This window comes from Dactylosporangium salmoneum (assembly GCF_039532525.1).
GTDB classification, from domain to species: Bacteria; Actinomycetota; Actinomycetes; order Mycobacteriales; family Micromonosporaceae; genus Dactylosporangium; species Dactylosporangium salmoneum.
In genome coordinates, this window is sequence record NZ_BAAARV010000046.1 from 331284 (window position 1) to 355111 (window position 23828).

26 protein-coding genes are annotated in these 23828 nt (G+C 69.8%); 5 read left to right on the forward strand and 21 right to left on the reverse strand.

From position 1 onward, the window contains the following. Positions 1-168 precede the first annotated feature (168 nt). Together ABD352_RS27505 and ABD352_RS27510 are read left to right on the forward strand one after the other, a co-directional pair. The gene (locus ABD352_RS27505) at positions 169-528 is read left to right on the forward strand and encodes a CBM35 domain-containing protein (RefSeq protein ID WP_344615381.1); all 360 of its coding nucleotides are present in this window, start codon (positions 169-171) and stop codon (positions 526-528) included. After that, positions 476-1237, forward strand: coding sequence for a glycoside hydrolase family 75 protein (locus ABD352_RS27510; RefSeq protein ID WP_344615382.1), 762 nt, complete (start codon positions 476-478; stop codon positions 1235-1237). The genes ABD352_RS27505 and ABD352_RS27510 overlap by 53 nt, the downstream gene beginning before the upstream one ends. A 49-nt stretch (positions 1238-1286) precedes the next feature. On the opposite strand, the gene ABD352_RS27515 is transcribed toward ABD352_RS27510, so the two are convergent. From ABD352_RS27515 to ABD352_RS27550, 8 genes are all read right to left on the reverse strand, one after another. Beyond that, positions 1287-2036, reverse strand: a complete 750-nt coding sequence (locus ABD352_RS27515; protein ID WP_344615383.1) for a hypothetical protein — start codon at positions 2034-2036, stop codon at positions 1287-1289. A 236-nt stretch (positions 2037-2272) separates the two neighbouring features. Then, positions 2273-3346, reverse strand: coding sequence for a class I SAM-dependent DNA methyltransferase (locus ABD352_RS27520; RefSeq protein WP_344615384.1), 1074 nt, complete (start codon positions 3344-3346; stop codon positions 2273-2275). Between the two features lie 4 nt (positions 3347-3350). Further along, the gene (locus tag ABD352_RS27525) at positions 3351-4073 is read right to left on the reverse strand and encodes an SDR family NAD(P)-dependent oxidoreductase (RefSeq protein WP_344615385.1); all 723 of its coding nucleotides are present in this window, start codon (positions 4071-4073) and stop codon (positions 3351-3353) included. 57 nt (positions 4074-4130) lie between these two features. Beyond that, entirely contained in the window at positions 4131-5078 is a 948-nt protein-coding gene (locus ABD352_RS27530; RefSeq protein ID WP_344615386.1) for an alcohol dehydrogenase catalytic domain-containing protein, read from the reverse strand. Then, a complete protein-coding gene (locus ABD352_RS27535) occupies positions 5075-6241 on the reverse strand; it encodes an ABC transporter ATP-binding protein (RefSeq protein ID WP_344615387.1) in 1167 nt (388 codons plus the stop codon). The genes ABD352_RS27530 and ABD352_RS27535 overlap by 4 nt, the downstream gene beginning before the upstream one ends. A 2-nt stretch (positions 6242-6243) precedes the next feature. Beyond that, positions 6244-7077: a carbohydrate ABC transporter permease gene (locus tag ABD352_RS27540; RefSeq protein ID WP_344615388.1), complete on the reverse strand. Its 834-nt coding sequence runs from the start codon at positions 7075-7077 to the stop codon at positions 6244-6246. Then, on the reverse strand, positions 7074-7955 hold the full coding sequence (locus ABD352_RS27545; RefSeq protein WP_344615389.1) for a carbohydrate ABC transporter permease: 882 nt from the start codon (positions 7953-7955) through the stop codon (positions 7074-7076). Before ABD352_RS27545 ends, ABD352_RS27540 begins: the two co-directional genes overlap by 4 nt. 66 nt (positions 7956-8021) lie before the next feature. Next, positions 8022-9245: an ABC transporter substrate-binding protein gene (locus ABD352_RS27550; RefSeq protein ID WP_344615390.1), complete on the reverse strand. Its 1224-nt coding sequence runs from the start codon at positions 9243-9245 to the stop codon at positions 8022-8024. 249 nt (positions 9246-9494) lie between these two features. Between ABD352_RS27550 and ABD352_RS27555 the strand changes: the two genes are divergently transcribed. Further along, positions 9495-10307: an IclR family transcriptional regulator gene (locus tag ABD352_RS27555; RefSeq protein WP_344615391.1), complete on the forward strand. Its 813-nt coding sequence runs from the start codon at positions 9495-9497 to the stop codon at positions 10305-10307. Between the two features lie 17 nt (positions 10308-10324). Here ABD352_RS27555 and ABD352_RS27560 read toward each other — a convergent pair whose 3' ends face one another. The 12 genes from ABD352_RS27560 to ABD352_RS27615 form a co-directional block, all read right to left on the reverse strand. Next, on the reverse strand, positions 10325-10705 hold the full coding sequence (locus ABD352_RS27560; protein WP_344615392.1) for a Rid family detoxifying hydrolase: 381 nt from the start codon (positions 10703-10705) through the stop codon (positions 10325-10327). A 44-nt stretch (positions 10706-10749) separates the two neighbouring features. Next, a complete protein-coding gene (locus ABD352_RS27565) occupies positions 10750-11562 on the reverse strand; it encodes an IclR family transcriptional regulator (protein WP_344615393.1) in 813 nt (270 codons plus the stop codon). After that, a complete protein-coding gene (locus tag ABD352_RS27570; RefSeq protein ID WP_344615394.1) occupies positions 11546-12382 on the reverse strand; it encodes an MBL fold metallo-hydrolase in 837 nt (278 codons plus the stop codon). Before ABD352_RS27570 ends, ABD352_RS27565 begins: the two co-directional genes overlap by 17 nt. Continuing rightward, positions 12379-13539: an aminotransferase class V-fold PLP-dependent enzyme gene (locus ABD352_RS27575; protein ID WP_344615395.1), complete on the reverse strand. Its 1161-nt coding sequence runs from the start codon at positions 13537-13539 to the stop codon at positions 12379-12381. The genes ABD352_RS27570 and ABD352_RS27575 overlap by 4 nt, the downstream gene beginning before the upstream one ends. A gap of 15 nt (positions 13540-13554) precedes the next feature. Beyond that, complete coding sequence (locus ABD352_RS27580) at positions 13555-14637, reverse strand: amidohydrolase family protein (RefSeq protein ID WP_344615396.1); 1083 nt, start codon at positions 14635-14637, stop codon at positions 13555-13557. Continuing rightward, positions 14634-15596, reverse strand: coding sequence for a Gfo/Idh/MocA family protein (locus ABD352_RS27585; RefSeq protein WP_344615397.1), 963 nt, complete (start codon positions 15594-15596; stop codon positions 14634-14636). The genes ABD352_RS27580 and ABD352_RS27585 overlap by 4 nt, the downstream gene beginning before the upstream one ends. 14 nt (positions 15597-15610) lie before the next feature. Continuing rightward, positions 15611-16369, reverse strand: coding sequence for an SDR family NAD(P)-dependent oxidoreductase (locus tag ABD352_RS27590; protein WP_344615398.1), 759 nt, complete (start codon positions 16367-16369; stop codon positions 15611-15613). Next, positions 16366-17334, reverse strand: coding sequence for a phosphotriesterase family protein (locus ABD352_RS27595; RefSeq protein WP_344615399.1), 969 nt, complete (start codon positions 17332-17334; stop codon positions 16366-16368). Before ABD352_RS27595 ends, ABD352_RS27590 begins: the two co-directional genes overlap by 4 nt. Further along, the gene (locus tag ABD352_RS27600) at positions 17331-18209 is read right to left on the reverse strand and encodes a carbohydrate ABC transporter permease (RefSeq protein WP_344615400.1); all 879 of its coding nucleotides are present in this window, start codon (positions 18207-18209) and stop codon (positions 17331-17333) included. Before ABD352_RS27600 ends, ABD352_RS27595 begins: the two co-directional genes overlap by 4 nt. Beyond that, positions 18206-19132: a carbohydrate ABC transporter permease gene (locus ABD352_RS27605; protein WP_344615401.1), complete on the reverse strand. Its 927-nt coding sequence runs from the start codon at positions 19130-19132 to the stop codon at positions 18206-18208. The genes ABD352_RS27600 and ABD352_RS27605 overlap by 4 nt, the downstream gene beginning before the upstream one ends. A 1-nt stretch (position 19133) precedes the next feature. Continuing rightward, entirely contained in the window at positions 19134-20501 is a 1368-nt protein-coding gene (locus ABD352_RS27610) for an ABC transporter substrate-binding protein (RefSeq protein WP_344615402.1), read from the reverse strand. Positions 20502-20914: 413 nt separating this feature from the next. Beyond that, positions 20915-21115, reverse strand: a complete 201-nt coding sequence (locus ABD352_RS27615) for a hypothetical protein (RefSeq protein WP_344615403.1) — start codon at positions 21113-21115, stop codon at positions 20915-20917. A gap of 101 nt (positions 21116-21216) precedes the next feature. Here ABD352_RS27615 and ABD352_RS27620 point away from each other — a divergent pair, with 101 nt between their 5' ends. Beyond that, entirely contained in the window at positions 21217-21891 is a 675-nt protein-coding gene (locus ABD352_RS27620; protein WP_344615424.1) for a cytidylate kinase family protein, read from the forward strand. A gap of 252 nt (positions 21892-22143) precedes the next feature. Here the strand turns inward: ABD352_RS27620 and ABD352_RS27625 are convergent, their stop codons facing one another. Beyond that, entirely contained in the window at positions 22144-22587 is a 444-nt protein-coding gene (locus ABD352_RS27625) for a winged helix-turn-helix transcriptional regulator (protein WP_344615404.1), read from the reverse strand. 140 nt (positions 22588-22727) lie between these two features. Here ABD352_RS27625 and ABD352_RS27630 point away from each other — a divergent pair, with 140 nt between their 5' ends. Beyond that, the gene (locus ABD352_RS27630) at positions 22728-23594 is read left to right on the forward strand and encodes an aldo/keto reductase family oxidoreductase (protein WP_344615405.1); all 867 of its coding nucleotides are present in this window, start codon (positions 22728-22730) and stop codon (positions 23592-23594) included. Positions 23595-23828 lie beyond the last annotated feature (234 nt).

The following is a 23828-nucleotide window of genomic DNA, read 5'->3' on the forward strand; positions in this document are numbered from 1 at the left end:
CGATGCTAGGCGCGCGGCTCGGATGCGGTCAAGACGTCGCAGTGCTGAAAAGTTGCGGGTTGACCCCGGTTCGCGCGCGGTCCTAGCATCGAGAACCATCTGTCAGTAAGGTTGACTGACAGTTTCCCGACAGGGAGGCAGCCAATGGGAAGACGCAGACAGCGAGCCGTGCTCGCGGTGCTCGGCATGGCGAGCGCAGTGCTCGGTGTCCTGGCCCCGGCGGGACCAGCCAGCGCCGCGACGACCCGCTACGAGGCGGAGAACGCGACGATCTCGCAAGGCGTGGTGGAGTCCAACCACCTCAACTTCTCCGGTACCGGGTTCGTGAACAACGACAACGTCGCCGGCAGCTACACGCAGTGGACGGTGAACGCCGCCAGCGCAGGCACCGCCACGATCACGATCCGGTACTCCAACGGCACCACCACCGACAGGCCCGCCGACATCGCGGTGAATCGCCGTCAACGGTACGACCGTGGCATCGAATCAGGCCTTCAACGGTACGGCCAACTGGGACACCTGGGCTGACCAGAGCTTCACGGCCACGTTCAACGCCGGCGCCAACACGATCCGCGCTACGGCGACGACGAGCAACGGCGGCCCGAACGTGGACCGGCTGCGCTTCGGCGCTTCCGGAGGCGGCGGTGGCGCCCCGACCGCGGCCGACCTGCTGGCCAAGGTGACCACGTGCAACCAGATCTCCAACGGCAAGTACAAGACGGACTCCGACGTGACGACCGCGACCGTCGCCGTGTGCCAGAAGACCGGTGCCGTGTTCTGGAAAGCCGACATGGACATCGACTGCGACGGCGTGCGTACCACCCAGTGCAACGAGACCACGGACTGCTGCTTCCAGGCGGACACCTTCTGCCACACGTCGGGCAACAGCCCGCTGAACGCAGCACAGCTGCCCTACGTCGTGGTCCCCAGCTCGAGCTCCATCTGGAACTACACCAACTACCAGATCGGCTGCGGCACGGTTGTCGCCGTGATCTACAACAACCAGGTGCTCTACGCCGTGGTCGGTGATACCGGGCCCACGGGGATCATCGGGGAGGCGTCCTATGCCACCGCCAACGCGCTGGGCATCAACCCCGATCCGAGCAACGGCGGCACCGACTCCGGCGTGACGTACATCGTGTTCCAGGGCTCGCAGCGGGTCTCCCCCATCGAGAACCACAACAACGCGGTGGCGCTCGGCCAGAGCCTCGCTCGCACCTTCGTCGACAACAACTGATCCGACGCAGGACGGACCCTGCCGGGGGGGCGCCCGCCGGCAGGGTCAATCACGTGTGCAGGCGGGCGATCGCGGACCGCGCGACCGCGGCGGCCGCGTCCCGCAGGGATTGCATGCTCGGCGGCGTCGAGGACGTCACTTTCAGGCGTACCCCGACCTGCGTGCGGCCGTCGAGCGCCCACAGCTGGTAGGTGCGCACTCCGCCGTCGCCGATCTGGTAACCGAAGGCGCTCGAGCCGATCCCGGCGATGTCCACGGCGTCCGCGGGCGCATGCGCCCGCGCGTCGGCGAAGCGACTGGACGCGCCGGGCGCATCCGCGCCGATCAGGGCCGTGACGTCCGCGGCGATCTGCAGGTTGTTCCCGGCGAAGGGCCGGTCACAGGTGTACGACGTGTAGTCGGACTTGTCGGCGTGGTCCCCGACGGCCGGCTGCGTCGCGGCGGTACCCAGCCCGGCGACCGGCCCGAAGTCGACGGCGCCGCAGAGGTCGATCGGCCCGGGCGGCGCGCCGGCAGTGCCGCTGGTCGCAGTGGGACCGGCCGTCGCACCTGTCGCGCCGGGCGCGCCGGAGCCGATCACCGCGGACGGGCCGGGTGTCCCAGCCATGGCAGTCGTCGCGATCGTCGTCGCCGATGCGGGCGCGGACGCTTCGCCGGCCTCGTTGCGTCCGGCCGGCGGGCCGCCGCCCAGGGTCGCGACGGCGAGCACCACCAGGGCGACGACCATCGCCCCGATGCCGGCAAGCGTCCACCATGCCAGCTTGCCGAGCCGCCGTTGCGGGCCAGTCGAGCCGTCCATCGGCGCAGTATTGCAGAACACGGCGCAGACGAGTCAGCCCTTGGTGGCGCCGCCGGCGAATGGTCCAGCACCGTGATCCGCCTCAACAGCACCGGCTGATGCCAGCCTCGCCGTCCCGTGGCCGCGGCCGGGGCCGTGCCGGGCTATCCGGATCGTGTCGAGCACGTGGGTGAGGCGGGTGCAGTCGTTCCCCTGGGCGCACACGGCAGATTGCGGCAATACCGAGGGCGGTGTATTCACGGGCGCGGCGCGGGGCCGGAGTGCGGTGCGGTAAACCTTGCACGTCGGCGCTTGACGGCGCTGATGCGTGGTCGCAGGTCGCCCCAGCCGGGAAGCCACTGCACGTCGTGCAGCCCCGCTTGGCGGATCGCTTGGCGGTACTGCTCGTCTGTGAACAGTGTCAGGGTGTGTTCCTCGCTCCAGTGCCGGATGCCGGTGCCCGTCTCGCCGAGCAGGTAGTGCATGGTCAGCGTCGACGTTGTGCCATTCTGATGGGACACGCACATCCTGGTGAGGTGCCGCCGGCCGTCAGCGGCCGTGCCGGTGTCAACTGGTCCGGAGATCCATTGGTTCGGTGTGAACCACGGCTCGAGGAGCAGGACACCGCCCGGTTCCAGGTGTGCGGCGAGGCAGTCCACGGTCTGGTTGAGTTCCTCGACCGACCGCGCATAGCCGATGGAGGAGAACAGGCAGGTGACGGCGCTGAACCTGCGTGTGAGCCGGAAGTCACGCATGTCGCCAGCGTGCACCGTGATCCCGTCGAGGCGGTCGATGGCGGCCTTGCGCATCGGTTCGGCAAGCTCAAGCCCCTCGACGTGCGCGAAGCTGTGGCGAAAATGGGACAGGTGCAGTCCGGTGCCGCACGCGACGTCGAGGAGGCTGTCCGCCGTGGGATTCCGTTGCCGGATCAGGTCGGTGATGTCGTAGGCCTCACGTTGATAGTCCTTGCCTGCGGCGACGGTGTAGATGAGCTCGTAGGCCGAGGCAAGATCCTGGTTGTGGGCCACGTTCGTCGTTCCTTCGTCGGCGGGCCGGTTGATGGTCATGGCGTGGTGGACGACGTGGCCCGCCGCAGGAGAGAGATGGTACCGGCGGGCCACGTCGAGTTCCACCAGACGTTCCCAGATGCTCAGCAGCACTCGATGGCCGCCCGGACCGGTGCCGCCGGCAGCGAGGTCGCCGCCAGTCACTAGCTCTGCATCTCGCAGCCCGTCGCGGTCGCCGCGGTCATCCAATGAGAACTCACAGTCGGGCAGATGGTCATCACGTACGGCAACTGACCTGCGGGCCGGTGCGGGTGAGGCTGCCATCTGCTCATCGTCCCAGGACCGTTCCCCCGTTGACTCCCACCAGCTGCCCGGTGATGAACGATGCCCCGGGCGAGGCCAGGAAGTTCACGACGGACGCCACGTCCTCTGGTGTGCCGGCGCGTCCGACCAGGGTGCGGTCGACCCTGGCCTGGTGGAACTGCGGGTTCATCCGGTCACCGAAGAACTCGGTGTCCGGCACGTATCCGGGCAACACCAGGTTGGCGGTGGCTCCGGCCGGCCCCAGTTCCGCGGCGAGCCAGAAGATCCACGCGTGCAAGGCCGCCTTTGCCGCACCGTACGAGCCGCTGTAGCCGCTGCCGAGTTGGGCGCCGATCGAGCCGATGCCGATCACCCGGCCCTGCTCGGCCAGTTTTGGCCGCAGCGCGGCCACCAGCAACACAGCGGTCAGCACGTTCTGGTCGAAGTCGGCACGCCACTCCCGGGCGATGGCGTCCAGTTCGGACGGCACCGCCGCAGCGGTGCCCCCGGCGCCTGCCACGATCACGTGCACCCGGTCCACCGCGCGGGCCACCCGCGCGGCACCGTCCGCCGTGCTCAGGTCGGCGGCGACCCAGGTCGCCGCGGGGCCGAGCGTCTCCGCCGCGGCGCGCAGCGTCGGCTCGCGCCGGCCCACCAGCACCACCCGGTCGCCGCTCCCGACGAACGTCGCGGCGACCGCCCGGCCGATGCCGGTGCCGCCGCCTGCCACCACCACCGTACGGCTCATCGAGCCCTCCCGAGCAGACTCCCGGCTTTCGCCGTGAGGAGGAATTGGGACATCCGGTCAGGGCACCAGCATCGTCTTGATGCGCGCCGATGGGCCTCGCATCAGCGCCTCGAACACCTCGACACCGTCGGCGAGGTCTCGAAGTTCCAGCCAGTCCTCGTCGACGGCGACGACCAGCGGCACTGCCGCCGCGAACTCCGCGGCGGTGTAGCAGAAGCTGCCCAGGACCGCCTTCTCACCCCGGATCATCGCCCTGCAGTCCGCATCGGACTCGGCGGCATGCAGGCCGAGCCAGACCGCGGCACCGCCCGGATGCAGCAGGGCGACGGAGTCGGCTCGGGTCCCGGCCGTGCCCACCGTGTCCACGATGACGTCGAAGGCGCCGGTCAGCCGCTGCCCGGTGCGCTCGGCGCCCGCCTTGACCGCGGTCGCCAGCCGCTGTTCGGCCAGGTCGGCGACGTGGATGCCGGTCAGGCCGCGGCTGCGGAGCACCAGCAGCACCGCTGTGCCCAGCATGCCGGCGCCGATCACGCCGACCCGGGCGTCCGGGACGAGTCGGTCGGCGACCAGGTTCGCAGCGTGCACGGCGTTGGCCATGGGTTCGACGAACGCTCCGCGCTGCGGGGACACACCGGCCGGCAGCGGGTGCACGTTGGCTCGTGGCACGGCCACGTACTCGGCGAAGCCGCCCGCCCGGTTGATCCCGAGGATGCTGCGGTTGTCGCAGATGTTCGTCCTGCCGCGCCGGCAGTTGCCGCAATCGCCACACGCCACCAGCGGATTGACCGTGACCAGGGTGCCGTCGTCGACTCGGTGCCCGGCGAACTCGTGGCCCATCACCAGTGGCGGCTTGCGGAATGGGCTCTGGGTGGCGAAACCCTCCACCTCGGATCCGCAGACCCCGGCCGCCGCCACCCGTACCAGCACCTCGTCGTCGGCAGGAGCCGGAACGTCGAGATCGGTGACGACGAGTTGGAGCGGCCCCGCGTAGAGCAGTGCTTTCATGCGACGCGTACATCCTTCCGCGCGCCGATGCGCGCACCGCTGTGGCTGTCGAACCAGCAGGCGCCGCTCAGGTCGAGCAGCACCCGGCATTCGTCGTCGACGGCGAGGCCGGCGTTACCCGGTACCTTCGCGTAGTGCAGGTCGCGCACGGCGGCGGCGCCGAGCTCCTCGGGGTTGGCGGCGAGCCCGAGCCGGAATCCGACCACGGTTTCGGCGCCCAGCCGTTCCACCACCGCGACCCGGGCCGGCAGGCCGGAGCCCGTCGCGGCGACCCGTACCTTCTCCGCTCGCACGCCGAGCAGGGCCGTCCCGTCGGGCACCCCGTCGGCGGGCACGGTCGTACCGCCGTCGATCGTGGCCTGTCCGTCCTGGACCGTGACGGGCAGGAGGTTCATCGGCGGCGAACCGATGAACCGGGCCACGAAGGTGTTCGCCGGCTCGTCGTAGATCTCCTGCGGGGTCCCGCTCTGCTGCACGACGCCGTCGTTGAGCAGGATGATGCGGGTACCCATGGTCATCGCCTCGACCTGGTCGTGCGTCACGTAGATGAAGCTCGCACCCACTCGCCGGTGCAGCGCCGTGATCTCGGTGCGCATCTGTGCCCGCAGCTTGGCGTCCAGGTTGGACAGCGGCTCGTCCAGCAGGTAGATCGAGGGCTCGCGAACCAGAGCCCGGGCCAGTGCGACCCGCTGCCGCTGCCCGCCGGACAGTGTGCGTGGCCGGCGGTCGAGGTAGGGCGTGAGCTCCATGGTCGCGGCGATCTGCTCGATTCTCGTCGTGATCGCGGGGTCGCGCATCGCCCGCCAGCGCGCCACCATGCCGACCACCGGGATGTGCTGCCACCAGCGGAAGCGGCTCATCAGCAGCGGGAAGGCGATGTTGGCCCGCACCGTCTTGTGTGGGTAGAGCGCGTAGGACTGGAAGACGAACGCGACGTTGCGCTGCTTGGGTTCCAGGTCGTTGACCCGTTGGCCGTCGAAGAGCAGATCACCGCCGGTGATGTCGATGAGCCCGGCGATCATGCGCAGCATGGTGGACTTTCCGCATCCGGACGGGCCGAGCAGCACCAGGAACTCCCGGTCCGGGATCTCCGTGGAGAACTCGTGGATGACCGGTGTGTCGCCGTAGGACTTCCGGATGCCCCGGAACGCAATGGCTGGCATGCCTACCCCTTCACCGAACCGGAGGTGAGGCCGCTCACGATCCGGCGCTGGACCAGTAGGAAGAAGATGATGGCGGGAACGGTGAACACCAGCGCGGCGGAGAACACCGTCGACAACGGGGTGATGAACTCGCCGATGAACGACGACAGGCCCTTGCTGGCCGGCCATTTCGTCGAGTCGCGGATGAATGTCGAGGCGAACAGGTACTCGTTCCAGCCGTCGAAGAACGTGATGACGGCGGCCGCGGCCACCGACGGCGCCACCAGCGGCAGCGTGACCTGGGAGAAGATCACGAACCGGGGGGCGCCGTCGACCCGGGCCGCCTCCTCGATCTCGTAGGGGACGCCGTCCACGGCCGACTTGATGATCCACGCGGCGACCGGCATGGCGAAGGCCGTGTCGGCCAGCACCAGGCCGAACAGTCCGTTGATCAGGCCCAGCGACACGAACAGCGTGTAGAGCGGCACGATCAACAGCGCCTCGGGCAGCATCTGGGTGGCGAACAGCGCGAAGCCGATGAGACCGCGGCCGTGGAAGCGGCGGTACCGCGACAGCCCGTAACCGGCCAGCACGGCGAGCGCCAGGCTGAAGAACGTCGTGCCGGACGCCACGATCGCGCTGTTGGTGAGCCAGCGCAGCAGCGGTACATCGCTGCCGAAGACGTCGAAGATGGAGCCGATGCGGTCGACTCGCGGCCACAGGCTCTGCCCGCTGAACAGTTCCTCGCGGGTGGCGAGGGCGGTGTTGAGCATCCAGTACACCGGGAAGCCGGCGACGACGATCAGCACGACGACCGCGAGCCATCGCCCGGGACCCGCTCCGGTCAGCCGCTTCACTGCGCCTCCCGCCGCGCCGAGCGCCGCTCGACGACGAAGTAGACGACGGTGACGACGAGGGACAGGCACAGACCGAGCATCCCCAGCGCGGACGCCCGGCCGAGGTCGGAGTTGGCGAACGCCTCCCGGTAGACGTTGATGACGAGCGTGTTGGTGGCATCGACCGGTCCGCCGCCGGTGAGCAGGTAGATGATCTCGAACCGGCGCAGCGACCAGATCGTCATGAGCAGCGCGACGATGCGCAGGGTCGGCGCGATGTGCGGCAGGACGATCTCCTTGAGCGCGGTGAACCGGTCGGCGCCGTCGACCCGGGCCGATTCGCGCAATTCGGCGGGCACCGACTGCAGGGCGGCGAGGACGACGAGCATGATGAACGGGAACACCTTCCAGACGCTGACCGCGGTCACGGACAGCAGGCCGAGGTCGGGGTCGATGAGCCAGCCCTGCTCACCGATGCCGAGGACGGCGAGGCCGCGGTTGGCGACCCCGTCACCGACGTTGAAGATCCAGGTGAAGACGAGCACGACGGCGATCGACGGCACCGCCCACGGCATCGTGAGGATGGCCCGCACGACGGCCCGGCCGCGGAACCCGTCGTTGATCGCGAACGCGGCGGCCGTGCCGAGCAGCAGCGACCCGGCGACCGTGCAGGCGGTGTAGAGGATCGTGGTGAGCACCGACGACGCGAACCGGTCGTCGACGAGGAGGTCGTGGTAGTTGTCCAGGCCGACGTACTCGCCGCCGTCGGGGTTGAGCAGCTTGGTGTCGGTGAAGCTGAGCAGCACCCCGCGCAGCAGCGGGGTGGCGGTGAACACCAACAGATAGACTGCCGCACCGCCGACGAACAGGTACGGCGCCAGCCGCGATCGGGTGCTCATGGCCCTCCTTCGGGGATCGTGCGCGGTAGATGCCGCTTGACCGGCACCTACCGCGCCGGCGGCGGGTCAGCCCCCGACCGCCGCCTTGGCCTCCTGGGCCGCCTTGGTGAGGGCCTCCTCGGGCGGGACGTTCTGCAGCAGCACCTTCTCGATCCACTGCAGCACGATGTGGCGGATCTGCGGGGTCTTGGCCTCGAACCCGTTCACCACGGCGCCGTGCGAGAACGGCGCGTTCTCCCGGTAGGCGGTGACCCACGGGTTGGCCTTCACGTACGCCTCGGGGACGGTCGTGTCGACGGCCACGGTCGAGGCGTTGCCGATGACCTCGGAGAGCTTCTGCTGCGGCTGCGGCTGGACCAGCCAGCGCAGGAAGTCCTTGGCCAGCTCCTTGTTCTTGGAGTGCTTGTTGATGACGAAGTAGATGCCGACCTGGCTGGTGTTCTTGCCCGGGAACGGCAGCTTCGAGGACATGATGGAGGTGCCCGGCACCTTGTCGCTGATCATCGCGGTCGGCGCGCCGGTCGCGTCGATGAGCATCGCCAGCTTGCCCTCCTTGAACTTCGTGCGGAAGGTCGACGCGTCATCACCCACGGCGAAGGCGCCGGAGTCGTAGACGGCCTTGTAGGCCTTGAGCGCGGCGATGTTCTCCGGGCGGTCGATGGTGAGGGTCTTGCCGTCGGACCAGCCGCCGCCGAAGCCTTGCGGCCAGTTGTTGAAGTCGATCCACCACGGGTTCTCCTCGGCGATGCGGTGGCGCACCGCGAAGCCGGTGATGCCCGTCTTCTCCTTGATGGTCTTCGCCGCCGTGACGAGTTCCTCGGGCGTGGTCGGCGGCTGGACGCCGGCCTGGGCCAGGATGTCCTTGTTCCACAGGAACGCGTAGGGCGCGATCTGGGCGGTGATGGCGAGCTGCTTGCCCCGCCACTTGCCGCCCTCGTTGGTGACGTTGAGCTTCGCGTCGGCGCCGAAGACGCCGTCGAGCGGTTCGAGGACGCCCGCCTCGGCGAGCTCGGGCAGGAACGTGTCGGCGACGGCGAACACGTCGGGGCCGCCGCCCGCGGCGATCTGCGTCTTGATGGTGGTCTCGTAGTCGGCCCGGGTGATTTCCTGCTTGGTCAGCGTCGCCTTCGGGTTCTGCTGCTGGTAGCCCTGGAAGGTCTCCCACATCTTCGCGCCGTAGCTCGGTGCCAGCAGGTCCCAGTGGGTGATCTCGAGGGTGCCGCCGTCCTGGGCGGACTTGGTGGGTTCGTCGGTGTCGCCGCATGCGGCCGTCAGGCTCAGTGAAGCCACGACAGCGGCCGCCAGAAGTGCGGATCGGTGTCTCAACATTCCAGTCCACCTCGTGTGGCAGTTGGTGTGTCGGAGGGACGCGGGACTTGGTCCACGACTGTAGACGCGGTGATCGGATATGGGAATACGCGTTCAGATATCTGAATCATTCGAGAATTTTCGCAGCTCAGAAGCGGTTGATTGCCTACGATCGGACGCGTGTGGCACCCTGCTCGGGACTCGACTCACGGACAAAGGCGGACGGAAACCATGGCGCCGACAACCCGATCTCAGGACGCCGCGGACGCCGCGGCGCCGGCCGGCTCCATCAAGTCGGCCGAACGGGTACTGCAGATCCTGGACCTGGTCGCGGGGCACACCGACGGGCTCGACGCCAGCGGTATCCGCACCGCCCTGAAGCTCCCCCGCAGTAGCCTGCACGGGCTGTTGCGGGTGCTGTCGGACCGCGGCTACCTGTTCATGGAGCCGGACTCCCGGGTGTACCGGGTCGGGCTGCGCGCCTGGGAGGTCGGGCAGGCGTACGCACACAACCGGAACATCACCGTCCTCATTGGACCTGAGATGCGCGCGCTGCGTGACGAGCTCAACGAGACGGTGCAGCTGGCCGTCCTGGACGGACTCGACAACGTCTATCTGGCCAAGGAGGAGTCCGACCATCCGCTGCGCCTGGTCTCCGGCGTCGGCCTGCGGCTGCCCGCGCACACCACGGCGCTGGGCAAGGTGCTGCTGGCCGGCCTGCCCGCGGGCGAGCTGCGCCGCCGGCTGATCGGGGTGACGTTGCAGCGGTTCACCAAGAGCACTGTCGGCGACAAGGCCGAGTTGCTGCGCCGGCTCGCGGCCGTGCGGACCAGCGGCTTCGCCGAGGACGACGGCGAGTACACCGTTGGGCTCTACTGCGTCGCCGTGCCGGTGCGCAGCGAGTCGGGGGCGGTCGTCGCCGCCGTGAGCTGTTCCATCCCCTCGGCCCGCGCGGGCGGTGCCGGCGACCGCGCCCAGCGGTACCTGCCGGCGCTGCGAGCCTGCGCAGGCCGGCTCGCCCCGCTGATGGCCCCCCTGTCCTGAGCGCCGCCGGCGTGGCGTCAGCCGCCCGCTGCCGCCACGCAGTCGATCTCGACGAGCATGCCTGCGGCCAGCGTCGATCCCACCGTCGTGCGCACCGGGCGCGGCTCGGACATCAGCCGGCCGTACGCCCGGTCGAAGGCGGCGAAGTCGGCCAGGTCCGCCAGGTGCACGGTGACCTTCACGACCCGGCTGAGTGAACTTCCACCGGCCCCTAGCACCGCGTCAAGATTGCGCAGGACCTGGACGGTCTGCTCGCCGACGTCACGGCCGACGATCTCCCCGGTGGCCGGGTCGACCGGACCCATCCCTGCGGTGAAGATCAGCCCATTGACGAGCAGCCCCTGCGAGTACGCCCCGGCCGGGGCCGGGGCCTGGTCGGTCCGGATCTGTTGCACCATGTCTCCACCTTCGGGTTGCGTGTCTGATGTGGACGAACACCGGGTCACTGGCCACCGCCTCGCCAGCCGAGGTCACGGGACATCGCCTCGCAGTGGCGGGTCAGCGTGTCCACCAGGTGGTCGCGGTGCGCCGGTCCCTCACCGAGCCGGACACGGGGGATGGAGCAGCTCATCGCGGCCACCACCCGCCCGGTGCCGTCCCTGACCGGCACGGCGACGCAGAAGACGCCGGGGGTGTACTCGCCGTCGTCCTCGCCGAAGCCGCGCTCACGGATGTCCTGGACCCGCTCGAGCAGCTGCTGCCAGGTGGCGACGGTGTGCTGCGTGAACCTGCGCATGCTCACGCCCTCGAGGCGTGCCCTCAGGTCCGCCGGATCAAGGTAGGCCAGCAGCACCTTGCCCAGGCCGGTGGCGTAGGCGGGCAGCCGCATCCCGACCCGGGACACGAGCCGCAGCGGATGGTCGGCCTCGACCTTGGCGATGTAGACGTTGTCGATGCCGTCGAGCACGGCGAGCTGCACGGTCTCGTTGAGCTCGTCGCGGGCCGCCCGTAGGTACGGTTCGGCCCGCTGGGCGAGACTGTCCAGGTAGTCGAAGCTTTGCGCGGTCTCCCAGACCCGCACCCCGATCCGGTAAAGGCGCTGCTCCTCATCCAGATAGATCCAGCCACGGCCCACCAGCGTGCCCAGCAGCGCGTGCAGGCTGCTCTTGGGAAAGCCCAGGTCCTGGCTGATCCGCGGGAACGTCGCGCCGGAGCGGTGCGACGCCAGGTACTCCATGAGATCCAGAGCCCGCTCGGCAGACTTGACGCCGGTCGTGGACTGGACGTTCGGCGGGGTGTTACGGATGGCGGTCATGACGCTGGCCTCCTTGCGTGCTGAGGTGTGACCGGCTGTCCCGCCCAGGTTCGATCGGGAAGCGCGCCGCGTTGCCCGGGTCGTGCAACGCCACCACCTCATCACACACGCGTCGATACTGTTTGATGGCCCGTCGGCACTCGGCGGCGTCCTCGGCGATGCCGATCGGGAGCTCCTCGGCGATGTTGCGGTCGAAGAACGCCGTCTCCAGCAGGCCGACCACGCCGTCGGCGCGGCGGACCCGGACGCCGGCCGAGCCGGGGTGGTGGCCGCCGGTCGTCTCGAACTCCAGCCCGGGCGCCACGGTGACCGGCCCGTCGGTCAGCACGAGCCGCCCGGCGACCGCCAGGTCCCGCAGCAACGACCAGGTGCCGCTCGTGAAGTAGAACTCGGTCGGCGGGTGCCCCGGCGGCGCGCACAACATCTCCCGCACCCCGGCGTACGAGGCGTAGATCGTGGCCCGCGGGAGCAGGTCCGGCAGGAGGCCGCCGGTGTGGTAGGTAACCGTCTGGGTGAGCAGGACGAAGTCGACGTCCTCGCCACGGACCCCGAGCACGTCGAGGGCGTCCGGCAGCAGCCGCACGTCGTGGAACGCGCATCGCGGGTCAAGGGCCTGATTGGCCTTCTCCAGCGCCGCCCGGTCGGCGGCGCCGATCGGCAGGCCGGTGTCGATCAGCCCGGTCCGCTCGCCGTCGGTGACCAGCCAGACGTAGAACCACAGGTCGTAGAAGTCGGGGTCGTTGCGGCCGAAGAACGCCGCCGAGCCCACGATCGGCATGCGGGCCACCGGCACCGCCGACAGCCGCCACGGGCTCGTCATTGGTCGAGCACCTCGACCAGCCGCTTCGCGAACGCGGCACCGTCGCCGGGCCGCAGTCCCATCGGGTTGACGACGAGCACGCCCTGCCAGGCTCGGTCCTCCCCGACGTGGATGCGGGGCGCCCCCCGGTCCAGCTCCCGCACAACGTCGTCGGCGTCGCGACCCGATGCGGACAGGTCGATCTCGAGCACTGGCACGTCGAGGTGGTGCTCGTAGCCGTCCCGGACCACGCACCGGGCGTCGGCCTCCAGCGCGGCCCGGATGTCGGCCAGCTCCTGCGCCCCGTGCCGGTGGTGGGCGTCCGGGTCCCGGACGAACGCCCGCAGGGCGACGAGCAGGCCGATGATCTGTTCGCGGCCGACCTTCATGCCCCGGCCGATGCCGTGCCGGCCGCGGACGGGGTCGGCGCCGGTGATCTCCGAACGCTGCCAGGTGCGGGGCCGGATGTCCATGTCCTGGTGGTGCAGGGCGACGGCACCGACCAGGTCGGCCCGGCCGCAGAGGATCCCGGCGGTGTGCGGGCCCCGGAACGCCTTCCCGGCGCTGATCGCGACCAGGTCGGCGCCACCGTCGAACAGTTCCGCGAGCCTCGCCAGCGGTGGTACGTCCATCGCGGCGTCGACGAGCACCGGAACACCGGCGCGGTGGGCCAGCTCCGAGACCTCGGCGATGCCGAGGTGGTCGCCGCCGCGGCCGGGCCGCCACAGCACCAGCGCGGCCCGTTCGTCGAGCTCGCGGACGAGCTCGTCGCGGCGGGTCGAGCCGGGGTAGCCGATCTCGACCAGGTCCGCGCCGACGGCGGTCAGCGCGTGGTCGTAGGGGTCCCGGTGGGCCCGCTGGATGATGACCCGGCGGCGGGGCCCGGCAACCTCGGGCAGCACGTCGATGGCCGCCGGGCGGTCGCCGGCGAGACAGACCGCGGTGGCGAGGCTCAGGGCCGCGGCGGCGCCGCTGGTGACGTAGGCGGCGGGCGCGCCGAGCAGGGCGGCGATCTCGGCGCCGGCGGCCTCCTGGAGCTCGTCCATGCGCACGTTGCGTGCGCCCGCCGCCCGCATCGCCTCCACGACCTCGTCGGACAGCGGCAGGCCGCCCAGCCGGGTGGCCGGCCCGACCGCGTTGACAATGGTCCGCACGCCCAGTTCGGTATAGATGTCCATGTGTCGATGCCTCCTTCAGATTGGTTCGGCGCGGTACACGATCTCGCCGGCCCGGACGGTCAGCACGGCCGAGACGGCCGGGGCCGGATCTTCGGTCACCCGCAGGACCGCGACGTCGGCCGGCGCACCGGCTCGGAGGGTCCCGACACCGGCGCCGTCCAGCCCGGCGACCCGGGCCGGCGCCACCGTCGTGCGGCGGACCACCTCGGGCAGGGCGACGCCGAGCCCGAGGAACTTCGCCATCACGTCAGGCAGGCCGCCGACGATGTCGCGGGAGTAGGTGTGCAGGTCGGAGCTGATCGTGTCGGGCAGGAACCCGGCGCCGACCGCGGCCCGGGCCTGCTCCAGGTCGAAGCCGCACATGCCGTGCCCGACGTCGAAGAGCACGCCGCGCTGCCGGGCCTCGCAAACCAGGTCGACGACCCGGCCGCGCTCGGTGTACGGGGTGCCGGACAAGCCGGTGAAGCAGTGGGTGAGCACGTCGCCGGGGCCGAGCCGGGCCAGGATGTCGGCCAGGGACGCCGGCGGCGGCCCGAGGTGCACCATCAGCGGCAGCCCCTCGGCGTCGGCGACCTCGCGAGCCCGGTCCAGGGCCACGACGCCGTTGTCGCCGGCGACGTCGGCGGACGCCCGGACCTTCACGCCGATGATCCGTTCCCGGTGCTCGGCGATCGCCGCGCGGCAGGCGGCGGGGTCGACGTACGGGAGGGTCTTCAGCTCTCCGGACAGCAGGATGCTCGTGGTGCCGACGGTGGAGATGTTGATGAACGCGCCGATCCGGGTGCGGGCCTGTTCGACCGTACCGCGGACGAACGCCCCGAACAGGTGCGCGCCGGCGCTGCCGGTGTCCACCATGGTCGTGACCCCGCTGGGCGGGCCGAGCACGTCCGGGTCGACGCCGAGGTCCTGGCCGACGAAGACGTGCGTGTGCAGGTCGACCAGCCCAGGCGTCACCACCAGCCCCGACACGTCCACGACCCGGTCCCCCGGGCCGGCGGTGCCGGCGATCCGCCCGTCGCGCACGACGACGTCCCCCGGGGCCAGGGTGCCGGTCTCGGGGTCGCAGACGAGGCCGCCGCGCAGCACGAACCCGGTCATGACAGGCGCACCGGCTGCCCGGTGCGGGCCGACTCGGCCGCGGCGGCGGCGCAGACCACGGCCAGCCGCCCGTCCTCGGCGGCCGGAACGGCGGGCTCCGGCCCGGTGCAGGCCGCCACGAACGCCGAGAGCTGCCGGTGCAGCCAGTCGTCGTCGGCGTACGACTCGGCCCGCTCCCCCGCGTTGGACGACACGGCGAGCGCGCCGCCCTGCTCGATCCGCAGCTGCCCGGCGCTGCCCTGCACGACGGTCAGCGACCGGGGGCCGGCCACGTGCGTGCGGCCGAACGACAGCGAGATCCCGGCGACCGCGCCCGGCGCGAACGTGCCGGTGATCGCGGCCGCCGACTCGGCCTCCCCGGCCAGGCCGGTGGTGCGGCAGGTCAGCTCGGCCAGGGGCATGCCGACCAGCCACGGCAGCCGGTCGAAGCAGTGGTGCGACTGCAGCTGCAGGATCCCGCCGCCACGGCCGGTGTCCCAGTACCAGGGCGGCGTGTCGGGCGTCGCCTCGACGATCACGTCGGTGACCGACAGCGGCTCCCCGATCACGCCGTCGGCGACCAGCCCTCGGGCCGCGAGCCACTCGGCCCGGAACCGGTAGCTGAACCCGACCATGAGCACGATGCCGGCCGCGTCCCGGGCCGCGATGATCCGGTCCGCCTCAGCGACGGTGTTGCACAGCGGCTTGTCGATCAGGACGTGGACGCCGCTTGCCGCCGCCTCGACGCAGGCGTCGGCGTGGCCGTCGTGGGGCAGCCCAAGGTAGACGGCGTCGACCGCGCCGGAGTCGAGCAGTTCTTGGAAGCCGGCGAACGGGATGCCGCCCGACCGGTCGGTCAGCGCGGCGGCGCGTTCGGCAACCGGGTCGGCGACGGCGGTGACCCGCACCCCGGGCAGCCGTTCGGCGGTCGCCGCCACCTTGGCGCCCATGATCCCGGCACCGACGATGCCAAGCCTCATCACGACATCGCTCCTCACATGCCCAGCAGCTCGCCGCCGTCGACGACGATGTCGCCGAGCAGGACGTGGGAGCTCTCCGCGGAGAGCAGGAAGCGCACCACGGCGGCAACGTCGCTGCCGCGGGCGACCCGGCCGGCCGGGATGCGGGGGCGGAACGCCAGCAGGCTACCGTCGGCCAGGTCGTCGACGGACGCGTGGTCGCTGGCGAGCTGCCGCATCATCTCCGTGTCCGTCGGCCCGGGCGAGACTGTGTTGACCCGGACTCCGCTGCCGGCGACCTCCAAGGCGAGGACCCGTAGCGACTGGCGCAGGGCGGCCTTGGACGCCGCGTAGGCGGCCTGCCGCATCCGGGGCATCCGCGCGGCGACGGACGCGACCGCCACGATGGACCCGCTGCCGCTGGCGGCCATGCCGGCGGCGTAGCGGCGGGCCACGTCGAAGCAGCCGATGGTGTTGACCCGCAGGATGCGCTCGAAGTCGGCAGCGGTGACGTCGAGGGTGGGTGAGCTGTCGAAGATCCCGGCGGCGATCGCGACCTTGTCCGCCTCGGCGGTCTCGGCGACCAGGTCCTGTACCGATTTCTCGTCCGTGACATCGACGTGGCGGGCGACCGCCTCGACGCCCTGCACCCGCAGCGTGGCCGCGACGCGTTCGACGAGGTCGGCGTCGATGTCGGCGAGGACCAGCCGGTCGCCGGGGCAGGCGCGGGCGAGGTCCTCGCCGATCGCCTGCCCGATGCCTCGACCCGCGCCGACCACGACTGATGTGCTCATGGTTGTTCTCCAGGTTCTGTGGCGGGCGCCGCCGCGTACGCGAACGCCCGGGCGGGGTTTGCGACCGTCATACGGTGGATGTCCTCCTCGGACACTCCCCGGTCGCGCAGCATGGGCAGGAAGGCCTCGATCACGTTGGCGTAGCCCGGTCCGCCGTACGCGGCGAGCTGGCCCAGCTCGCAGATGTCGTTGGACAGCATCAGCTGCCCGGCCAGTCCCATGGCAGTCAGCTCGGCGACGTTGTCGGCCCGGAACGACAGGGGCGCGTAACCCTGCACGAAGGCCAGGTTGTCGATGTTGAGCCAGGCGCCTCGTTCGGCGATCGGCAGCCACCACTTCGTCCCGCGCCGGTCGCCCAGGTGCGACACGATGACGCGGCCCGGGTCGACCCCCTCCTCGGCGAGCAGGTCGAGCTGCTCGAGGGCCAGCTCGCCCCAGTGGGTGGTATGGGTCATGATCGGGCAGCCGGTGCGGCGGTGGGCCCGGCCGGCGGCGCGGAACACCCGCTCCTGGTGCGGGGTGATGTGACCGCGCTCGGTGCCGATCTCGCCGATGAAGCCGGGGCGGATGCCGCTGCCGTCGACGCCGTCGGTGATCTCGGCGACGAGGCGGTCGGCGAGGGCTTCGGTGCTGTCGGTGGTGATGTATCCGGGATAGACGACCTCGCGATACCAGCCGGCGCCCATCACGATGTTGACGCCGCTGGCCTCGCTGATCCGGCGCAGGGCCTGCGGATCGCGCTTGAGCCCGATGTTCGTCGGGTCGCAGATCGTGCGGCCGCCGGCCGCAGCGAACCGGCGGACCTCCTCGACGGCGATCTCCTCGTCGTCGAGGATCGCCTCGTACAGCTGGCGCAGTCCCCACCCGTCGACCAGCACGTGGTCGTGGCTGAGGGTGTTGCCCATGTCCTCGGGCTCGATCGGCCCGAGGACGGTCATGACCTTTCCGGCAAGACTTTCGATCACTTCACACTCCCTGCGGCGAGACCTGTCACGATGTACCGCTGAAACGCCAGAGCGATGAGCACCGGCGGGACGACCGTGAACATGGTGGCCGCGGCCAGCGTCGTCCAGGAGAACTGCTGAAGGTTCTGCAGGCCCGCCACGACCGGCGGTACCGTGAGGGCGTTGGTGAGCACCAGCGAGTAGAAGAACTCGCTCCACGCCTCCAGGAAGACCAGCAGGCCGGCGGCGATCAGCCCGGGCCGGGCGATCGGGGTGACGACCACCAGTAGGCAGCGCAACCGGGACGCGCCGTCGACCTCGGCGGCCTCCTCCAGTTCCTTGGGTACGCTGTCGAAGTACGTCTTGAGCAGCCAGATCGCCAACGGCAGCGTGAACGCGTTGTAGCTGATGATCAGGGCAAGCGACGTGTTGAGCAGCCCGAGCTGCCGGAACGCGACGAAGAATGGCAGCACGATCGCGATGGCCGGCACCACCCGCGAGGCGAGCAGCAGCAGGTACGCCAGACGCGAGCCGCGGAACTCGTACCGCGAGAACGCGTACCCGGCGGCGCCGGCGATGACCAGGTTGCTGGCGACCACGACGACGCCGACAACCAGGCTGCGGGCAATCGCGGGCATCAGCCGGGCGACCGCGTCGGTGCTCGAGACGATCCCGCCGTCCTGCCCGGTGGAGAACGGCGCGCTGTTGCCGGTGAAGATGGCGACGTAGTTGGCGAGAGTGGGGTCGTGCGGCCACCAGTGGAACGGCTTGGCGCCGATCTCCGACGGCCCCATGAAGCTGCTCAGCACGGTGAAGTACAGCGGGAACAGGATCCAGACGAGGAACAGCGCGAAGCCGATGTAGATCCCGGCCGAGGCGAGCCGTGAGCGCCTCACTCGATGCCCTCCGTGATCGTGCTCGAGCGGTACAGCAGCTTGACGAACACGAACCCGAGGACGAGCGCGACGCCGCCGAGGACGACGGCGGTGGCCGAGCCGAGGCCGGTGTTCGTGTAGACGAACAGCTGCTGGTACAGGTAGATCGACAGCACCGAGGTGGCGCCGCCGGGGCCGCCCTGGGTCAGCGCCCAGATCGTGTCGAACTGCATGAACCCGAAGATCGTGTTGATGATGACCACGACGACGATGACCGGCCGCAGCCAGGGCAGCGTCAGGTGTCGCAGCCGCTGCCAGGCGTTGGTTCCGTCGACCATCGCGGCCTCCGGCAACTCCCGCGGGATCGTCTGCAGCCCGGCCAGAAACAGCAGCCCGGTGAACGACGCCTGCCGCCAGGCGCCGGCGAGAATCGCGACGACGAGGGCGCCGGTGCTGTCCGACAGCGGCGCCACGCCGTCCAGGCCGAGGGCCAGGAGGGCGCCGTTGAGCGCGCCCACCTCGCCGTCGACGAACCATTTCCAGATCATGCCGACCATCACCCAGGGGCAGGCCCACGGGACGATGAGCAGGCTGCGGGCCAGCCACTGGCCGCGGAAGCCGGTGTTGAGCAGCAGCGCGAACCCGAGCCCCAGCAGCGTGGAGACGAGCAGGAAGCCGACCGCGTAGAGCACCGTTGTGGTGAGCGCGTGGCGGAACTGCTCGTCGGCGAACAGCGTCCGGAAGTTCGCGAGCCCCGCCCACCGCGCCTCGCCGCGGAAGCTGACCCGCTGCAGCGAGTAGATCGTCGTGCGGATCGCCGGCCAGGCGACCAGTCCCAGCACGAACACCAGCGCCGGGGTGGCGAGGACCAGCCCGAACCGGGCGTTCGCCCGGCCCCGCGGCGACGTGCGCCGCCGCGGGGCCGGGGCCGTCGTCTCGGCCATGTTAGCTGCCCGCGGCGGCGAGGTTCTTGGCATCCGCGGCGAGCCCGTCGACGGTGTCCTTGACGCCGGCCTGGCCGAGCAGCATCGCCTGGAGCCGGTCGCCGACCTTGACCTGGAACGAGGCGTACCACGGGGCGACCCGCGCCGGGACCACGTCGCTCTGGTTGGCGAAGGCGTCCTCCAGCTTCGGCATCTCGTAGTAGTCCGGGAACGCGGCCAGGAAGTCCTTGTCCTTGAACAGCCCCGGGTACGGGCCGAGCAGCGCCGCCGCCTTCGCCCAGGACGTGAAGGTGGAGTACTTGCCGGCCTCGTCCTTCCAGCCGTAGAACTTCAGCAGCTTCCAGGCGTCCTCGGCCCGCGCGCCGCCGGCCGTGGCCCCGATCTGGATGACCTCACCGATCTGCAGCGTCTTGCCGGTGATGCCGGGGTGGCGGTACGAGATCGTGACGTTCTTCGACTCGGGACCCTCCGTCGTGCGGATGATCTGCAGGAAGTAGTGGTGCAGCGTGTAGAACGTGGAGTTGCCCTGTGCCATCGCGGTGACGTGCGCGCCCGGGTCGGCGGTGAGCACCTCCTTGGACGTCAGTCCCTCCTGGTACATCGCCTTCCACCACTCCATGACGCTGAGCGTCTTGGCGTCATCGGCGAAGACCGGGGCCCCCTTGGCGTCGAACGGCGTGATCCCGTCGGCCAGCAGGTAGACGAGGAAGTACTCCTCCAGGAACTGCTTGGTCCAGTAGCCCGCGTACGGGCTGGCCACCCCGGCGGCCTTGAGCTTCTTGCACTGCTCGTACACCTCCTCCTTCGTGGTCGGAGGTGCGCTGATGCCGTGTTTCTGCAGGTGGCTCTGGTTGTACATGAGGCTGTGCACCGCGGAGAAGTACGGGACGCTGATGATCCGGCCGTCCGCGAGCCGGTGCCGGGCCGCCGAGGCGGGGAACATGTCGCCCAGCATGTCCTCGACGCCGGCGAACTTGTTGAGCGTTCCAGCCCAGCCCGCGTCGACGTACTTGGTCGAGGAGTAGGCGAAGTTGTAGAAGGCGTCGATCGCCTGGCCGCCCTGCAGCCGCGTCTGCAGGGCGGGGCCGTAGCCGACGTTCGGGATAAGGGACAGATCCACGCCCACGCCGGACTGGTTTTTGAAGGACGACAGCAGGGTGCGGATCTGATCCGGGTACGCCTCCCAGGCGGTCATCGACAGCGTGCCGGGAGTGTCGTTGGTCTTCGGAGTGGACGCACCGCCGCACGCAGCGTACAGCGATGCCGTGGGAACGGTCAGGCCCGCCGCGAGCGCGCCGCGCAGCAGGCTCCGACGGGAGATCGACGTGCTGGTAGAGAACAAGCCCGGGATCGGGCGCCGCTCATCCATGTGATCCTCCAGCCGACGAGACGGTTCATATACATGAACCTAAGTTCTGAGTTGAGCATTCGTACCAGGTCAGCGGGGCGCAAGCAAGAGGCGGCTTCATCGAACTGGAAGTCGGGCGGGTCCCGGATCCGGACCGCGGCCATGCACGCCGAATGTCGTGGCTGCTACTCGTCGGCGCCGGTGCCGCCACTGCGGCAACCCGGTCCCACTACCACGACGGCGACGAATGCCACGCTCGCCCGATGGGACCGAAGACGGTCTTCGCCCTCATCCGCCGGCGCACGGCTCATCCGCATAGGACGCTGCACAGAAGTCCGGCCGACCACTGCCGTCAATTCGGGCGGCACGGCCGAATGTTTCCGCACCGATACATCGTCGAATCGAGCCGGCCGCCTCGAGCCGGCGCACGATCTTCACGAGGGAATACGCCCGAGCAGCAGGCCACCGGCCTGCGCGTCCTGCAGCACCTGCTGGATCGCGGCGCTGATCCCGGCATCGCAGCGCGCGGCAAACAAGGCCGGCCGATCGACGCCGCTCGAGGACCGTACCAAGACAAGAAGGACCGAAAGGACCGAATCGAATGGGCTGAGGGCGCCGCGCTCCCGGAAGACCACAGCATGTAAACAGAGCAATGGAAGTGGCGGGCGCGAAAAGGCTGGCGGGCATAGGATCGGCTCGACACGGCGGCCTTCGCGAGACTAGGACGGGCCAGGACATGGACCGAGGCACCCGCGACGAGTTGCTCGGCCGCCTGGCTGAGACAGTCGAGTCCGTCGCAGCCGTACACCCGAAGCGGGTCGCCATCGACGGACCGCCCGCCGCAGGCAAGACCACCCTGGCCGACGAACTGGCCGCCGTCTTGCGCACACAGGGCCGCGACGTCATCCGCGCGACGATCGACGATTTCCTCTTCCCCCGGGCACAGCGCTATCCACGCGGCGAGTACTCGGCCGAAGGCTGCTACTTCGACACCCACGACTACAACGCGCTGAACCGGGTCCTGCTCGATCCGCTCGGCCCGGGCGGAGATCGACGCTTCCAATGCGCGGTCTACGACCACACGACGGATACCGCGCTGTCCCCGCCGGTCACGACCGCCCCCGCCGACGCCGTGCTGATCTTCGACGGCGTCTTCCTCATGCGCCCGGAACTGATCGATCGGTGGGACCTGCGCATCCTCGTGTCGACCGCACTCGAGAAGACCGTGGACCGCGCCGTGATCCGAGAGCGCCAGGTGTCATCTCGGGCCCAGGTCGAACGGCGCTGGCGCGAGCGTTACATCCCCGCCCAACAGCTCTACTTCGCTACGGTCCGCCCGACCGATCACGCCGACATCATCGTGCACAACGACGAGCCCCAGCAGCCGGTCTGGCAGAACCGAACACACTGAGGTCTTCTCGGCAACGCGACGGTTGCGGTCTGCGACGGGGTGCGGGTGCCGCTCGAGATCCGCACCGTGGTGTGTTCCACGGGCGCCTTGCCTTCCTCGCAACCGGGCCTCCACCGCCGGCGCCGCCAGCGGCTGCACCGTGCGCGCTCAAGGACTCGCCCAGTAACGAGTCGAGTTACATCGTTACGTTGACAGACCCTGAGCGCGCTCGATGGAGGCAGCAGGGCTGGGGTGACGTCGTGTCTGCCGGGGTCAGGCGACGTGGTTGTCGTACGTCGCGCGGTTGGCGAGCACGTCGTCCATGTGCATTTCGGCCCAGGCCTTCAAGCCGCGCATCATCTGGTGCAGGGAGAGGCCGAGGTTGGTCAGCTCGTAGGTGACCGTGACGGGCACGGTCGGCGCCACAGTGCGGGTGATCAGACCGTCGCGTTCCAGGGAGCGCAGCGTCTGAGTCAGCATCTTCTGGCTGACGCCGGCCAGCAGGCGTGACAACTCCGAGTACCGCATCGACCGGGGTTCACCGGCACAGTCGGCGCCGAACTGATGCGAGCCGTCGCTGCGTAGCGCGGCCAGAACCAACGTGACCCACTTGTCCGCGATTTGGTCGAGCAGCTTGCGACTGGGACATTGCGCCAGGAAAGCGTCATACTCCACCTTGGCCTGTGCCCTCTTCTGCGCCGCTGTCGTCGTTGCCATCCAACCGCTCCTTCCACCGCTGGGTGCGTTACGAACCTCTAGGTGCCTACTTCCCGCAAGAAAGTTACCCCCTGATAGTGAAGCAGGCATCCGCGATGCACAGAACCGCTCAGCGCGACACGAAAGACAGAGGTATGAGCATGGCTTCCACTTCCCTTCCCGGCGGCACCTGGACGCTGGGAGACCTGACCGTTACCCGGTTCGGCTACGGCGCCATGCAGCTCGCCGGCCCCTGGGCCATGGGACCGCCGGCCGACCACGATGGCGCACTCGCCGTCCTCCGCGAGGCCGTCGAGCTCGGCATCACCCACATCGACACCGCCGACGCCTACGGGCCGCATGTCACCAACCAGCTGATCCGGGAGGCGCTGCACCCGTACCCCGAATCGCTGCACATCGTGACCAAGGTCGGCGCGAACCGCGACCAGCAGGGCGGCTGGCCCCCGGCCCGTGACCCGGAAAGCCTGCGCCGGTCTGTGCACGAGAACCTCGAGAACCTCAGTCTCGACGCGCTCGACCTGGTCAACCTCCGGCTGGGCAATGCCGAGGGACCCCAGCCCGGTTCGGTCGCCGAGGCGCTCGAGACGCTCGTCGAACTCCAGCAGAAGGGCCTGATCCGGCACCTCGGACTGAGCAACGCGACGCCGGAACAGGTGGCTGAGGCGCAGACGATCGCGTCGATCGTGTGCGTGCAGAACATGTACAACCTCGCGCACCGCCAGGACGACGAGCTGATCGACACGCTCGCCGACCAGGGTATCGCCTATGTGCCGTTCTTCCCGCTCGGCGGCTTCAGTCCGCTGCAGTCCTCGGCGCTCTCGAACGTAGCCGCCCGGCTGGGGGCAACACCGATGTCTATCGCCCTGGCCTGGCTGCTCCAGCGCTCGCCAAACATCCTGCTGATCCCCGGCACCTCGTCCACGACACACCTGCGCGAGAACATCGCGGGCGCGGGCCTCTCCCTCTCCGACAACGACCACGCCGAGCTGAACAAGATCGGCCGCTAGCGAAACATTTGCCGGCCTGGGCTTGCCATGTTCGGCCGACTCACCGGACATCAGGTACACCCGATGCCCTCGGCCCGGTCAGCTGAAGACGGCATAGGTTACCCGCCGCCCGAGGACGTCGAAGGCGACCTCGGGCGGCTAGCTTGGCAGACGTCAGCCAGGCATACGTGGCTAGGGTTTCCCGCTCGCCTGTTCAGGTCGTGAGACTGGTCGAGAAATGCGCTGGAAGTGCGA

Excerpts from the sequence above, each read along its gene's own strand:
- ABD352_RS27515 (WP_344615383.1), bottom strand. The coding sequence starts at position 2,036 with ATGGACGGCTCGACTGGCCCGCAACGGCGGCTCGGCAAGCTGGCATGG.
- ABD352_RS27520 (WP_344615384.1), bottom strand. The coding sequence starts at position 3,346 with ATGGCAGCCTCACCCGCACCGGCCCGCAGGTCAGTTGCCGTACGTGAT.
- ABD352_RS27525 (WP_344615385.1), bottom strand. The coding sequence starts at position 4,073 with ATGAGCCGTACGGTGGTGGTGGCAGGCGGCGGCACCGGCATCGGCCGG.
- ABD352_RS27530 (WP_344615386.1), bottom strand. The coding sequence starts at position 5,078 with ATGAAAGCACTGCTCTACGCGGGGCCGCTCCAACTCGTCGTCACCGAT.
- ABD352_RS27535 (WP_344615387.1), bottom strand. The coding sequence starts at position 6,241 with ATGCCAGCCATTGCGTTCCGGGGCATCCGGAAGTCCTACGGCGACACA.
- ABD352_RS27545 (WP_344615389.1), bottom strand. The coding sequence starts at position 7,955 with ATGAGCACCCGATCGCGGCTGGCGCCGTACCTGTTCGTCGGCGGTGCG.
- ABD352_RS27555 (WP_344615391.1), top strand. The coding sequence starts at position 9,495 with ATGGCGCCGACAACCCGATCTCAGGACGCCGCGGACGCCGCGGCGCCG.
- ABD352_RS27560 (WP_344615392.1), bottom strand. The coding sequence starts at position 10,705 with ATGGTGCAACAGATCCGGACCGACCAGGCCCCGGCCCCGGCCGGGGCG.
- ABD352_RS27565 (WP_344615393.1), bottom strand. The coding sequence starts at position 11,562 with ATGACCGCCATCCGTAACACCCCGCCGAACGTCCAGTCCACGACCGGC.
- ABD352_RS27570 (WP_344615394.1), bottom strand. The coding sequence starts at position 12,382 with ATGACGAGCCCGTGGCGGCTGTCGGCGGTGCCGGTGGCCCGCATGCCG.
- ABD352_RS27575 (WP_344615395.1), bottom strand. The coding sequence starts at position 13,539 with ATGGACATCTATACCGAACTGGGCGTGCGGACCATTGTCAACGCGGTC.
- ABD352_RS27580 (WP_344615396.1), bottom strand. The coding sequence starts at position 14,637 with ATGACCGGGTTCGTGCTGCGCGGCGGCCTCGTCTGCGACCCCGAGACC.
- ABD352_RS27585 (WP_344615397.1), bottom strand. The coding sequence starts at position 15,596 with ATGAGGCTTGGCATCGTCGGTGCCGGGATCATGGGCGCCAAGGTGGCG.
- ABD352_RS27590 (WP_344615398.1), bottom strand. The coding sequence starts at position 16,369 with ATGAGCACATCAGTCGTGGTCGGCGCGGGTCGAGGCATCGGGCAGGCG.
- ABD352_RS27605 (WP_344615401.1), bottom strand. The coding sequence starts at position 19,132 with ATGGCCGAGACGACGGCCCCGGCCCCGCGGCGGCGCACGTCGCCGCGG.
- ABD352_RS27610 (WP_344615402.1), bottom strand. The coding sequence starts at position 20,501 with ATGGATGAGCGGCGCCCGATCCCGGGCTTGTTCTCTACCAGCACGTCG.
- ABD352_RS27620 (WP_344615424.1), top strand. The coding sequence starts at position 21,217 with ATGGACCGAGGCACCCGCGACGAGTTGCTCGGCCGCCTGGCTGAGACA.
- ABD352_RS27625 (WP_344615404.1), bottom strand. The coding sequence starts at position 22,587 with ATGGCAACGACGACAGCGGCGCAGAAGAGGGCACAGGCCAAGGTGGAG.
- ABD352_RS27630 (WP_344615405.1), top strand. The coding sequence starts at position 22,728 with ATGGCTTCCACTTCCCTTCCCGGCGGCACCTGGACGCTGGGAGACCTG.